The 13,092-nt window shown below is 62.9% G+C and carries 10 protein-coding genes; 7 read left to right on the forward strand and 3 right to left on the reverse strand.

Annotated features, from left to right (window positions below):
* Positions 1–161: 161 nt before the first annotated feature.
* The 3 genes from betB to purU form a co-directional block, all read right to left on the reverse strand.
* Positions 162–1,655 (reverse strand): betaine-aldehyde dehydrogenase, encoded by a 1,494-nt coding sequence (gene betB, locus GSR16_RS02455; protein WP_240902584.1) that lies wholly within the window; start codon positions 1,653–1,655, stop codon positions 162–164.
* Between the two features lie 178 nt (positions 1,656–1,833).
* On the reverse strand, positions 1,834–2,538 hold the full coding sequence (locus tag GSR16_RS02460; protein WP_159874988.1) for a BRO-N domain-containing protein: 705 nt from the start codon (positions 2,536–2,538) through the stop codon (positions 1,834–1,836).
* Between the two features lie 456 nt (positions 2,539–2,994).
* Positions 2,995–3,861: a formyltetrahydrofolate deformylase gene (purU, locus tag GSR16_RS02465; RefSeq protein ID WP_159874989.1), complete on the reverse strand. Its 867-nt coding sequence runs from the start codon at positions 3,859–3,861 to the stop codon at positions 2,995–2,997.
* 230 nt (positions 3,862–4,091) lie between these two features.
* On the opposite strand from purU, the gene GSR16_RS02470 reads away from it, so the two are divergent.
* From GSR16_RS02470 to GSR16_RS02500, 7 genes are all read left to right on the forward strand, one after another.
* Positions 4,092–5,345, forward strand: a complete 1,254-nt coding sequence (locus GSR16_RS02470; protein WP_159874990.1) for a sarcosine oxidase subunit beta family protein — start codon at positions 4,092–4,094, stop codon at positions 5,343–5,345.
* A 10-nt stretch (positions 5,346–5,355) separates the two neighbouring features.
* Positions 5,356–5,649 carry a sarcosine oxidase subunit delta gene (locus GSR16_RS02475; protein WP_159874991.1) on the forward strand — a complete coding sequence of 98 codons (294 nt, stop codon included), beginning with the start codon at positions 5,356–5,358 and terminating at the stop codon, positions 5,647–5,649.
* Positions 5,646–8,663, forward strand: a complete 3,018-nt coding sequence (locus GSR16_RS02480) for a sarcosine oxidase subunit alpha family protein (RefSeq protein WP_159874992.1) — start codon at positions 5,646–5,648, stop codon at positions 8,661–8,663. The genes GSR16_RS02475 and GSR16_RS02480 overlap by 4 nt, the downstream gene beginning before the upstream one ends.
* Before the next feature lie 19 nt (positions 8,664–8,682).
* On the forward strand, positions 8,683–9,339 hold the full coding sequence (locus tag GSR16_RS02485; RefSeq protein ID WP_159874993.1) for a sarcosine oxidase subunit gamma: 657 nt from the start codon (positions 8,683–8,685) through the stop codon (positions 9,337–9,339).
* Between the two features lie 314 nt (positions 9,340–9,653).
* A complete protein-coding gene (locus tag GSR16_RS02490; protein WP_159874994.1) occupies positions 9,654–10,943 on the forward strand; it encodes an MFS transporter in 1,290 nt (429 codons plus the stop codon).
* A gap of 41 nt (positions 10,944–10,984) precedes the next feature.
* Positions 10,985–11,956, forward strand: a complete 972-nt coding sequence (locus GSR16_RS02495) for a dipeptidase (protein ID WP_159874995.1) — start codon at positions 10,985–10,987, stop codon at positions 11,954–11,956.
* A 234-nt stretch (positions 11,957–12,190) separates the two neighbouring features.
* Positions 12,191–13,036, forward strand: a complete 846-nt coding sequence (locus GSR16_RS02500) for a glycine betaine ABC transporter substrate-binding protein (protein WP_159874996.1) — start codon at positions 12,191–12,193, stop codon at positions 13,034–13,036.
* The last annotated feature ends 56 nt before the right edge of the window (positions 13,037–13,092 follow it).

The following is a 13,092-nucleotide window of genomic DNA, read 5'->3' on the forward strand; positions in this document are numbered from 1 at the left end:
AGGCCGTGAGGTCTGCCGTTATCGTGTGGATGACAGGGCGAGCCGCCTGGCGCGGCTGACAAAATAAGGCAGAGCCCCCGGTGCAAGGCGCGCCGACGCAGACAGTACAAGCAGTATGGCAAGGCGGCGCAATGCTGCAACAGGCGTTCTGCTGGCAGCACTCAGGCGTAAGGACTGGCCACCCCGGTCAACTCCACATACACGCTCTTGCGCTGGGTGTAGCAGTCGATGGCGGTAAGGCTGTTTTCATAGCCGAGGCCGGATTCCTTGTAGCCACCAAACGGCATTTCAATCGGCGTGATGTTGTAGTTGTTGATCCAGCACACCCCGGCTTGCAGCTTGGCCACCACGCGGTGGGCGCGCGCCAGGTCGCGGGTGAAGACGCCGGCTGCCAGCCCCAGCCGGGTGGCATTGGCACGCTGGATCACTTCCGCCTCGTCGTCGAACACCAGTACCGACATCACCGGGCCAAAGATTTCCTCGCTGACAATGCGCATATCGTCGCGGCACTGGTCGAAAATGGTGGGGGCGATGAACCAGCCGGCTTCGCAACCCGGCACGATCACGCGCTGGCCACCGGCGGCCAGTACCGCACCTTCGCTCTGGCCGATGTCGATGTACTTGAGCACGCTTTGCGCATGGCTGGGCGATACCTGCGCGCCCACCTGGGTGTCCGGGTGCATCGGGTCGCCAATCTTCAACAGCGCGGTGCGTTCTTTCAGCCGCTGCATGAAGGCGGCGTGAATGCTGCGCGCCACGAACACGCGGGTGCCGTTGGTGCAGATTTCACCCTGGGTGTAGAAGTTGGCCAGCATGGCGGCGGACACCGCCTGTTCGATGTCGGCATCGTCAAAGATGATCAGCGGCGACTTGCCGCCCAGCTCCATGGTGACGCGCTTGAGCGTGCTGGCGGCGTCTTTCATGATGGCCTTGCCGGTATCCACCGAACCGGTAATCGACACCTTGGCCACGCGTTCGTCGGCAATCAGCTGGCGCGCCACGGACGAGCTGCCCTGGATCACGTTGAACACGCCATCCGGCACCCCGGCTTCGCTGTAGATTTCCGCCAGCAGGGCCGCGCTCATCGGCGTCATGCCCGAGGGTTTGTAAATCATGGCATTGCCACAGGCCAGCGCCGGGGCGGATTTCCAGCAAGCAATCTGGATGGGGTAGTTCCACGCGCCAATGCCCAGGCACACGCCCAGCGGCTCGCGCCGGGTATAGGCAAACGCACCTTTCAGCGGGAAATGCTCGCCGTGAATGCCGGCGGCCATGCCGGCAAAGTATTCGATGCAGTCCGCGCCGGACAGCACATCCACCACCTCGGCTTCCTGGATCGGCTTGCCGTTGTCGCGCACTTCCAGCTCGGCCAGTTCGCGGTTGCGCGCACGCAGAATACCCACCGCCTTGTTCATGATGCGACCGCGCTCGGCACCGGTCATCTCGCTCCACACCGCAAAACCGGCTTCGGCGCTCTTGACCGCCAGTTCGGCCTCGGCCGCGCCAGCCTGCTGCACCTTGCACAGCAGCTCGCCATTGGCCGGGTTGAAGTTGTCGGCCAGCGGCAGGGCCGGATTATCGATATAGCGACCGCCGATATAGCTTTTCAGGATGCCATCTTGCACGTTGTCTTCCTTGTATTCTGGGTGGGGCATTGCCCGTGATGCCGCTCATTGAGCCACGACGGCAGACGCCTTGCGTGTCAAAAGCCGACATGGGGGCCAATTGTGGCGACATGCCATCGCCGGTACTCGGGTGCTTTGATGATGGATGGATAGGGCGGGCGCGGTCAATGCGCGCAGCCTGCCCCGTGTTGAGCACTGGCCGGGGACGTCAGGCAGCCGGCTTGGCGCGTGGCTGTTCCGCCGCCTCTGCGCGCCACGCCTGTTTCTCCGTGCGCTTTGCCAGTTGCTGGTGGCAGGCCGCTGCCAGGCGGAGCAGCTCGCCATTGCGGCTGGCACTGCCGTCCGGCCCGGCAATGTGTTGCGCCAGTGCCTGCAAGGACGTTGCGCTGCTGTTGAGTGCCACCAGTCGGCCATGGGCATGGCGGCGCGGGTGGCTGGCGGTGTAGTTGAGGGTCAGCAGCCAATGGCTGTGCTGCCAGTCGCTGCCGTGTTCCAGCACTGCTTTGAGTACGGCATGGCTGATTTGCTGCCCGGCCTCGGCCGCCATGGCCAGCGCCTGTTCCCAGCGCGGGGCATCGGGTGGCAGTTGCTGCAGGGCGGGTAATACTTGTTGTTGCAGCCAGTGCTGCAGTTGGCGGGCGGCGGGGCGTTTGCTTTGTTGCAGTGCGCGTTGCAAGGCAGGTGCTGGCCAGCCGCATTGCGGGCTGTCGTGTGCTGGCAGGGTGAGGTGGCAGCCGGGGTATTCGGCCAGTTGCTGTTGCAGCTGGTAGCGTAGTCGTGGTGGGGAGAGGGCGAGGATGTCGTCCGCCAGCAGGCAGCAGTGGCCGTGGTGGAGCAGTACCCGGACGGGTTTGCCTTGGTAGTACAGCGTCAGGGGCGGGGCCTGGGGGATGTTGGGGTCGGGATGCGTCATGGTGCTGCCCTCCGTTGCAGGATGAAGGCTGCCACGCACGCAAGAAAACGCGGGTGGCAGGCCAAAGCGGGGTTGGCGAACCGGAAGCACTACCATGACCGGCAGACCGTATAGGTCTCCCCGCCTGGCCTGCCATTGGAGGGGGCAGACGCAAGCAGAAAAAGCCGCTTTGACACGGCTTTCCCGGTAGTACTTACAGGTCGCCAAACCTGGCTGCGTTTGAACACGCAACGGGACAAGGCTAATCAGCACCATCGGGGACAGCAAGACTAGAGGGGAGTGGAAACACTGGCAAGAGGTGCAGGTAAGGGTCTGGCATCCGCTCACGCGGATGATGATTTGCATGCCGCTTCCGCGCGGCGGACGGGAAAGAGGGCTTGCCTGGCCAAGCCCTCCTTCACCTCCAAGGCCACCCCAGCAAGCATGGCCTGCGGCTGCCTGCTATCACCCCATCGTCTAGCGCAACACCACCGTGCGGTTGTCGTTGAGGAACACCCGGCGCTCCAGGTGGTAGCGTACGGCGCGGGCCAGTGCCTGGCATTCCATGTCGCGGCCGGTGGCTTGCAGGTCTTCCGGGGTGTAGGCGTGGTCCACCCGGTCCACCACCTGTTCGATGATGGGGCCTTCGTCCAGGTCATCGGTGATGTAGTGGGCGGTGGCGCCAATCAGCTTTACCCCGCGTTCGTGCGCTTGCAGATAAGGGCGCGCGCCCTTGAAGCCGGGCAGGAAGGAGTGGTGGATGTTGATGGCGCGGCCAGACAGGCGGGCGCAGGTGGCGCTGGTGAGCACCTGCATGTAGCGCGCCAGAATAACCAGTTCCGAGCCGGTTTCCTCGATCAGCGCCAGCAGGGCGGATTCCTGTTTGGCCTTGTTGGCCGGGTCCAGCGGCAGGTGGTGGAAGGGCAGGCCGTAGGCTTCGGCAATCGGGGCCAGGTCGCGGTGGTTGGACACCACGGCGGTGACGGTCATGTCCAGGTCGCCCATTTTCTGGCGGTACAGCAAGTCATTCAGACAGTGGTCCAGCTTGGACACCATGATCATCACCCGCGCCTGTTCGCGCCGGTCCTGCAATTGCCAGCGCAGGTCCTGGTAATGCACGGTCATCTCCTGCATGCCCTGGTGCAGCCGCGCCGGGTCAAACACCTCGGTTTGCGGATGAAACACGCAGCGTACGAAGAAGCGCTGGCTGGCGGCATCGTCAAACACGGCCAGTTCGTCGATATAACAGCCTTGCGATTCCAGCAGGGCGGAGAAGCGGGCCACCTGACCGGAGGCACTGTGGCAGGTGAAGCTGAGGATGTAGGACGGTGTGGCGGCTTTCATGAGCGGTCTTCCCTTGTAGTACGGCAGGCGCGCTGCCTGCGGTGTGTGCGCTAACCCTAAGCCCTGGCAGACTGGCTGACTGGCCCTAAAACGTCTGCTTTACGTCCATTTCAGACATGTGACGCAGTGTCGTGTCTGGGCAAGTGCTTGTCCTTTTCAGCCAAACGGCTTGGGGCTCAGGTCTGGAGAATGGGCCTTGTCCGAATACATCCACCCCGCTGGAGCCGCAGATGGCAAACCGATACTCCTTGTGGAGCCTGATCAAGAACGGGCTCAAGCATCATGAAAGCTGGCAGCCGGCCTGGAAGAGCCCGCAGCCGAAGAAAAACTACGACGTCATCATCGTCGGCGGTGGCGGCCACGGCCTGGCTACAGCCTACTACCTGGCCAAGGAACACGGCATCAAGAATGTGGCAGTGCTGGAGAAGGGCTATCTGGGCGGCGGCAATACCGCCCGTAACACCACCATCATCCGTTCCAATTATCTGTGGGACGAGGCGGCGCACTTGTACGAACACGGCCTGAAGTTGTGGGAAGGCCTGTCGCAGGACCTCAACTTCAACGTGATGTTCAGCCAGCGTGGCGTGATGAACGTCGGCCACACCCTGCAGGACATGCGCGACATCGAACGCCGCGCCAATGCCAACCTGCTCAACGGCGTGGACGCCGTGGTGATGACCCCGCAGGAAATCAAGGACATGGTGCCGCTGATCGACATCAGCAACCGCACCCGCTACCCCATCATGGGGGCCAGCTTCCAGCCGCGTGGCGGCGTGGCGCGGCACGATGCGGTGGCCTGGGGCTTTGCCCGTGGCGCGTCCGAACTGGGCGTGGACATCATCGAGCAATGCGAAGTCACCGGCCTGATCATCGAAGGTGGCCGTATCAAGGGCGTGAATACCAGCCGTGGCGACATCATGGCCGACCGTGTGGGCTGTGTGGCCGCGGGTAACTCGTCGGTACTGGCCAAGATGGCCGGCCTGCGCCTGCCGCTGGAAAGCCACCCCTTGCAGGCTTTCGTGTCCGAATCCATGAAGCCCTGCATCGACACCGTGGTGATGTCCAACGCCGTGCACGGCTATGTCAGCCAGTCCGACAAGGGCGAGCTGGTGATCGGTGCCGGTATCGACAGCTATACCGGCTACGGCCAGCGCGGCAGCCCGCATGTGATCGAGCACACCGCCGCCGCCATCATCGAAATGTTCCCGTCCTTCTCCCGCGTACGGATGAACCGCCAGTGGGGCGGCATTGTGGATGTGTCGCCGGACGCCTGCCCCATCATCAGCAAAACCCGCATCAAGGGCCTGTATTTCAACTGTGGCTGGGGCACCGGCGGCTTCAAGGCCACGCCGGGCTCGGGCAATGTGTTTGCCCACACCATCGCCCATGACGATCCGCACCCGCTGAACCGCGCGTTCTCGCTGGACCGTTTTGCCACCGGACATCTGATCGACGAGCACGGCGCTGCTGCCGTGGCTCACTAGGGAGAGGCTCATGTTGATCATTACCTGCCCGCACTGCCAAGAGGCGCGGGAAGAAGAAGAATTCAGCTATGCCGGCGAAGCCTATATCGCCCGCCCGCCGGTACCGGAAGAAGCCGACGACGCCACCTGGGGCGACTACGTGTTCCACCGCAAGAACCCGCGTGGCTGGCACTGGGAGCAATGGCAGCACGTGGCTGGCTGTCGCAAGGTGTTTGCGGTAAAGCGTCACACCGTCAGCTATGAAATTGCCGGCAGCTGGACGCTGGCCGACGGCAAGGCACTGTATCTGGAGGAACAAGCATGAGCGGCTATCGCATACATCGCCCGGGCGAGCGCATCAATCGCCAGAAGCCGCTGAGCTTCATCTTCGACAATGTGCAGTACAAGGCCTTCTCCGGCGACACCCTGGCCTCGGCCCTGCTGGCCAACGGCGTGCGCCTGATCGGCCGCAGCTTCAAGTATGGCCGTCCGCGCGGCATCGTCGGCTTTGGTGCCGAAGAACCGAATGCGCTGATCCAGCTGGAAAGCGGCGCGCATACCGTGCCCGACCTCAAGGCCACGCAAGTGGAGCTGTACCAGGGCCTGCTGGCCGGCAGCACCACCGGCTACCCCTCGCTGGACTTCGACCTCAAGGGCCTCTTGGGCAAGTTTGGCCGCTTCATGCCGCCGGGCTTCTACTACAAGACCTTCATGGAACCGGTGAAAGCCTGGCCCTTCTATGAAAAATTCATCCGCAAGGCCGCCGGATATGGCCGCGCCCCGACCGAGGATGATCCGGAAAGCTACGACCACCTGCATCACCATATCGATGTGCTGGTGGTGGGCGGTGGTGCTGCCGGCCTGTGGGCGGCCACGCTGGCGGGCCGCGCCGGCCTGAAAACCCTGCTGGTGGACGAACAGTCCGAAATGGGCGGCTGGCTGCTGACCGAGCGTCGCAGCCGCATCGACGGCCTGTCCGGCATGGAGTGGGTGAACCAGCGTCTGGCCGAACTGGCCAGCCTGCCCAATGTCACCGTGCTGCCGCGTACTACCGCCTTTGCCCTGCACGACCTCAATCTGGTGCAGGCGGTGGAACTGCTGCAAGACCACCTGCCGCTGACCGAGCGCAATGCCGCGCTGCCGCGCCAGCGTCTGCACAAGATCCGCGCTCATCAGGTGATTCTGGCCAGCGGTGCCATCGAACGCCCGCTGGTGTTCGGTTACAACGACGTGCCAGGCGTGATGACTGCCGCCGCCGGTCACAGCTACCTCAACCGCTACGGCGTGGCCGTGGGCCGCGAAGTGCTGGTGCAAACCCAGAACGATGCCGCTTACGAAGCCGCACTGGATCTGGCGCTGTCCGGCGTCAAGGTAACGCTGGCCGATGCCCGTCAGGGCGGGGCTGCGGCATGGCGTCAGCAGGCGCTGAAGAGTGCCGGTGCCGAATTGCTGCTGGGCCATGGCATTGCCAAGGTGCTGGGCGACAAGAGTGTGACTGGCGCGCAACTGGTGAAACTGGATGGCCGCAATAATCAGGTGGTCGGCTCAGGCCCGCGCCTGAGCGTGGACACCGTGCTGTCCTCCGGCGGCCTGACTTCCACCGTGCATCTGTTCTGCCACAACGGTGGCCGTCCGGTGTGGAATCAGCAGCAGCTGTCCTTTGTCTGCCCGGACGAAGGCCGTGAAAACATTGCCTGCGTCGGTGCCATCACCGGCCGCTGGGAACTGTCCGACGCGCTGAGCCAGACCCACGCCGCTGTGGCCGCGCTGTTGCTGGGCCATGGTCGTGGCAGCAGTGGCAAGGCCCCGGCGGTTGCCAATGAAGAAGTGGCCGCGCCGCGTGCCATCTTCCGCCTGCCGGATGGCAAGCCGGAAGGCCATGGTGCCAAGGCCTTTGTCGATTACCAGAACGATGTGGCGGCTGCCGACATCCACACGGCCATTCGCGAAAACTACCGCTCCATCGAACACGTCAAGCGCTATACCGCGCTGGGCTTCGGTACCGATCAGGGCAAGCTGTCCAATATCAACGGCTTTGCCATTGCCGCCGAAGCACTGGGCAAACCCATCGCCGAAGTGGGCACCACCACCTACCGGCCGTCCTACACCCCGGTCACCTTTGGTGCGCTGGCCGGCCCGCACGTGGGCGAAACCTTCGATGCGCGCCGCTACACCGCCATGCACGCCAGCCACGACGCCCGCAAGGCCGAGTACGAAGTGGTGGGCCAGTGGCTGCGCCCCTGGTACTTCCCCAAGCCGGGTGAAGACCTGCATGCCGCGGTCAACCGCGAATGCCTGGCCACCCGTAACAGCGTAGGTGTGATGGATGCTTCCACCCTGGGCAAGATCGACGTCAAGGGCCCGGATGCGCGCGAATTCCTCAACCGCATCTACAGCAATGCCTGGAGCAAGCTGGACCCGGGCAAGTGCCGCTACGGCCTGATGCTGGACGAAAACGGCATGGTGATGGACGACGGTGTGACTGCCTGCCTGGCAGACGACCACTTCCACATGACCACCACCACCGGCGGTGCGGCGCGGGTGTACAGCTGGCTGGAACGCTGGCACCAGACCGAATGGCCTGAACTGAAAGTACGTTTCACCACCACCACCGACCACTGGGCCACCGTGGCCGTGGTGGGGCCGAACAGCCGCAAGGTACTGCAAAAGCTGTGCAGCGACATCGACTTCGACAAGGACGCCTTCAAGTTCATGGATGGCCGCAGCGGCACCGTGGCCGGGCTGCCGGCGCGGGTGTTCCGCATCAGCTTCTCCGGTGAACTGGCCTACGAAATCAATGTGGATGCCAACTATGGCCGCTACATGTGGGAAGAAGTGATGAAGGCGGGTGCCGAGTTCGACATCACCCCCTACGGCACCGAAACCATGCACGTGTTGCGGGCCGAGAAGGGCTTCATCATCGTCGGTCAGGATACGGACGGCTCGATGAGCCCGAACGATCTGGCCATGAGCTGGGCAGTGGGCATGAAAAAGCCGTTCAGCTTCCTCGGCAAGCGTTCGCTGCTGCGCTCGCACACCGCGGGTGAAGGCCGCAAACAGCTGGTGGGCCTGCTGCCGCTGGACCCGAAGGTGGTACTGGCCGAAGGCGCGCAGATTCTCAGCAATACCGATGACACGGTGCCGGCAGCCATGCAGGGCCATGTGACGTCCAGTTATCACAGTGCCTTCCTTGGCCGCTCGGTGGCCATGGCGGTACTGAAGGATGGCAGCAAGCGCGAGGGCGACACCGTGTTCGTCTGGGCGCATGGCAAGAGTGTGCCGGCGCAGGTGGTGTCGTCGGTGTTCGTGGACAAGGAAGGGGTGCGTCAACATGCCTAAGCAAGGTTTCCAACCATTCATGGAGTCGCCGCTCCAACACTTCAAGCTGGATGCCGAGGCGCAGCCGCGCCGTGCCGATGGCCGCATCTGGTGCAACGAACTGCCGCATCTGGGCTATGCCGTGCTGCGCGGTGACACCGCCGAAGCCGGCTTTGCCGAGCTGGTGCAGCAAGTCACCGGTCTTGCCCTGCCGCTGAAGGCCGGGGTGGTCAGCAAAGGCCCGCAAGGCGTGCTGATGTGGACCTCGCCGGACGAATGGCTGCTGGTGAGCCATCGCCAGCGCCTGGTCGACTGGACTGCGCAGCTGGATGCTGGTTTTGCCGCGCAAAAGCTGTTTGCCCAGACCGTGGATTCCAGTGGCGGCCTGACCCTGGCCTGGCTGGGTGGCACCGAGCACATCACCGTGCTGCGTCACCTGGGGGTGTACGACTTTGAGTCCATCCCGCTGGGCCACATGGTGAGCACCGTGCTGGGCAAGGCCACGGTACAGATCATCCGCCTGGAAACCGACGGCGTGTTCGTGCTGTTCCGCCGCAGCTTTGCCGACTATGTGTGGCGCCTGCTGCGCCGCGCCGCCCAGCCCTACGGCTTTGCCGTGTGCCAGCTGGAAGCGCGTAGTGATCACCCGCTGTTTGCCCAGCTGTCCGCCCCCAGGCCCAGTCTGATTCTTGCCTGAAACCGCGCCGCTTCCTGCCTTCGGGTAGGGGGCGGCTTTTGCTGTTGGCCGTACCCCCCATTCCGCTGTCGTCCTACCCCATCCTTATATTCCAGTCCGGCATCTTTGCTTAGCCCGTGCGACGGTTGTGTTTGTCTTGTGCCGATCGGCTGGTCGGTATGGGGCAAATACCTGTCGCCAGCGCTGAACAGCAGCGGCAGCGTCTCCGGCACCATGCATGCAATGGCGGACAGACTCGGCCATCTTGCTCAGGAGAGTCGCATGCACAACCTCAACTTCCCAGCGATGTCGATCCGGCTTTATCGGGAGCCAACATGACTGATCGCGCCGAGCAGCAAGTGTTGTTCAAGGTGATTCTGGCCGCCTCGGTCGGCAATTTTGTCGAATGGTTCGACTTTGCCGTCTATGGTTTCCTGGCCACGGTGATTGCCCAGCATTTCTTTCCGGGCAGCAGTGCCGACATCAGCTTGCTGAAAACCTTTGCCGTGTTCGCGGTGGCGTTTGCCTTCCGCCCGCTCGGTGGTGTGGTGTTCGGCATGCTGGGCGACCGCATAGGCCGCAAGCGCACGCTGGCCATCACCATCTTGCTGATGGCCGGGGCCACCACGCTGATCGGCCTGTTGCCGGACTACGCCAGCATCGGTCTGGCCGCCCCGGTGCTGCTGACGCTGGCGCGTTGCGTGCAGGGTTTTTCCGCCGGCGGCGAATACGCCGGGGCCTGTGCCTATGTGATGGAACATGCGCCCAGCCATCACCGGGCGCGCTATGGCAGCTTTCTGCCGGTCTCCACTTTTTCTGCCTTTGCCTGCGCGGCGGTGCTGGTGTACGGCCTCAACCAGTGGCTCAGCCCGCAAGCGCTGGCCGACTGGGGCTGGCGGCTGCCTTTCCTGATTGCCGCACCGCTGGGGCTGGTGGGCTGGTATCTGCGTAACCGTCTGGCGGAAACCCCGGCCTTTCGTGCGCTGGAGCAGCGCCAGCAAACCGAGCACGCGCCGCTGCGGCATGCTTTTGCCAGTCATGGCCGGCCCATTGCCTGGCTGTCGGCCTTCATCTCTGTGACGGCGCTGTCGTTTTATACCTTCACCACCTATCTGAGTACTTATCTACAGCAGGTGGCAGGCATGAGCCGTGGCAATGCCCTGCTGGTATCGGTGCTGTCGCTGCTGTTTGCTGCACTGCTGTGCCCGCTGGCCGGGCGCTATTCCGACCGGGTAGGGCGGCGGCGCAGCATGGCCACGGTATGCGTGCTGATCGTGCTCACCATCTTTCCCTCGTTCTGGCTGGCGCAAAGCGGCCAGCTGGGGCTGGCGGTGCTGGGCGGCATGTTGCAGGCCTTGCCCGCGGTGCTGTCCGGCGTGGTGACGGCCCCCTTGCTGTCGGAAAGCTTTCCCACCCGCATCCGCTATACCGCAGGTGCCATCAGCTACAACCTGGCCTACACCATTTTTGGCGGAACGGCACCGCTGATGGCGACCTGGCTGATTGATGTGTCCGGCAGCCATCTGGCACCGGCAGCTTATCTGCTGCTGGTGGCCCTGTTTGCCCTGGCGGGCGGCCTGCGCCTGCCGGAAACCGTTCATGTGCGGCTGGCCGAGGTGTCCTGAGCCGCTTGTTGTTCCACTTTTTTCTGTTGGGGAGTACGTGTATGACGACGCTGCATCAGGACGCGCTGGTGATTGACGGGCTGATCATTGCCAAATGGAGCCGTGAGGTTTTCGACGACATGCGCCGTGGTGGCCTGTCGGCAGCCAACTGTACCGTGTCGGTATGGGAAGGTTTCCAGGATACCGTGGGCAATATCGCGGAGATGAAAAAGCAGATTCGCGATTACAGCGACATCCTTACCCTGGTGCGCAGCACCGAGGACGTGCGCCGTGCCAAGGCCGAGGGCAAGACCGGCATCATCCTGGGTTTCCAGAACGCCCACGCCTTTGAAGACAATCTGGGTTATATCGAAGCCTTTGCCGACATGGGCGTGCGCGTGGTGCAGCTGTGCTACAACACGCAAAACCTGGTGGGCACCGGCTGCTACGAGCGCGACGGCGGCCTGTCCGGCTTTGGCCGTGAAGTGATCAACGAGATGAACCGAGTGGGCATCATGGTGGATCTGTCGCATGTGGGCGGCAACACCTCGCGCGAGGCCATTCTGGAATCCAAAAAGCCGGTGTGCTACTCGCACTGCCTGCCGTCCGGCCTGAAAGAACACCCGCGTAACAAGAGCGATGAAGAACTGCGCTTCATTGCCGACCATGGCGGTTTCATCGGCGTCACCATGTTCCCGCCCTTCCTCAAGCGCGGCATCGAGGCCACGGTGGACGACTATGTCGAGGCCATGGACTACATCATCAACCTGGTGGGTGAGGACTGCGTGGGCTACGGCACCGACTTCACCCAGGGCTATGACAAGGGCTTCTTTGACTGGATCACCCACGACAAGGGCCGTCATCGCCGCCTGACCAACTTTGGCACCATCCTCAATCCGGAAGGCATCCGCACCATCGGCGAAACGCCGAATCTGACTGCTGCCATGGAAAAGGCCGGCTGGTCCGAGAGCAAGATCCGCAAGGTGCTGGGGGAAAACTGGCTGCGTGTATTTGCAGACGTCTGGGGTAGTTGAGCCTTGAGCGGGGTCGCAAGACCCCGCTTTTTTATTCGCTTGCCACTGGGCCCGTCACTAGCGGGCTGCCGTTTACAACAAGGACGCCGGGCTGCCTTAGGCAGACCCGGTTTCCGTGCAGTAACAGCTGCGGTGCTGTAACGGAAGCGGGCTGACAACACGGCACGTTCATGATGCCGCACCCGCTCTGTGATGTTCATCCTTGATTCAACCTGTCTATCTTTGGAGAACGCAATGCTGAAACGCCAATTTCTTGCCCTGCTGCTGGCCGGTGTGGCCCTGCCATTCTGTAGCCATGCTGCTGACAAGCCCACCATCAAGATCGGCTATGTAGAAGGCTGGTCGGACAGTGTGGCCACCACCAATGTGGCGGCCAACATCATCCGCAACAAGCTGGGTTATCCGGTGGAAATCGTGCCGGTGGCCGCCGGCATCATGTGGCAGGGTGTGGCCCGGGGCGATCTGGACGCCACCTTGTCGGCCTGGCTGCCCACCACCCACGAAGCCTATTACAGCCAGTTCAAGGACAAGGTGGTGGACCTGGGGGTGAACTATCCGGGTGCCAAGATCGGCCTGATCGTGCCTGATTATGTGGCTGCGCATTCCATTGCCGACCTCAACGCCAACAAGGCGGCCTTCCAGGGCCGTATCGTCGGTATCGACGCCGGTGCCGGCGTGATGAAGAAAACCGAAGAAGCCATCAAGAAATACCAGCTGGATTACACCCTGCTGCCCAGCTCCGGTACCGGCATGGCGGCGGAACTGGCCCGCTCCATCAACAGCAAGAAATCCATTGCCGTTACCGGCTGGATTCCGCACTGGATGTTTGCCAAATGGAAACTGCGCTTCCTGGAAGACCCGCAGAAGGTGTACGGCGATGCCGAGCATGTGGATAGCGTGATCAACCCCGGCCTCACTGCCAAGGCTCCGGAAGTGGTGGCCTTCTTCAAGAAATTCCGCTGGAAGCCGGAGGAAATCGGCAAGGTGATGCTGGATGTGGAAAATGGTGCCAAACCGGTAGCCGCGGCGGATAGCTGGGTGAAGGCCAACGCCGGCAAGGTTAATGAGTGGACGCACTGATAGCGCTTTAACCCTTGTTACAGCCCGCAGCCCTTGATGATGGCGGCGGGCTGTTT

This window comes from Aquitalea denitrificans, from assembly GCF_009856625.1.
Lineage (GTDB): Bacteria > Pseudomonadota > Gammaproteobacteria > Burkholderiales > Chromobacteriaceae > Aquitalea > Aquitalea denitrificans.

Coding starts and splice junctions, on each gene's coding strand:
- betB (WP_240902584.1), bottom strand. CDS start 1,655: ATGCCCCACCCAGAATACAAGGAAGACAACGTGCAAGATGGCATCCTG.
- GSR16_RS02460 (WP_159874988.1), bottom strand. CDS start 2,538: ATGACGCATCCCGACCCCAACATCCCCCAGGCCCCGCCCCTGACGCTG.
- purU (WP_159874989.1), bottom strand. CDS start 3,861: ATGAAAGCCGCCACACCGTCCTACATCCTCAGCTTCACCTGCCACAGT.
- GSR16_RS02470 (WP_159874990.1), top strand. CDS start 4,092: ATGGCAAACCGATACTCCTTGTGGAGCCTGATCAAGAACGGGCTCAAG.
- GSR16_RS02475 (WP_159874991.1), top strand. CDS start 5,356: ATGTTGATCATTACCTGCCCGCACTGCCAAGAGGCGCGGGAAGAAGAA.
- GSR16_RS02480 (WP_159874992.1), top strand. CDS start 5,646: ATGAGCGGCTATCGCATACATCGCCCGGGCGAGCGCATCAATCGCCAG.
- GSR16_RS02485 (WP_159874993.1), top strand. CDS start 8,683: ATGGAGTCGCCGCTCCAACACTTCAAGCTGGATGCCGAGGCGCAGCCG.
- GSR16_RS02490 (WP_159874994.1), top strand. CDS start 9,654: ATGACTGATCGCGCCGAGCAGCAAGTGTTGTTCAAGGTGATTCTGGCC.
- GSR16_RS02495 (WP_159874995.1), top strand. CDS start 10,985: ATGACGACGCTGCATCAGGACGCGCTGGTGATTGACGGGCTGATCATT.
- GSR16_RS02500 (WP_159874996.1), top strand. CDS start 12,191: ATGCTGAAACGCCAATTTCTTGCCCTGCTGCTGGCCGGTGTGGCCCTG.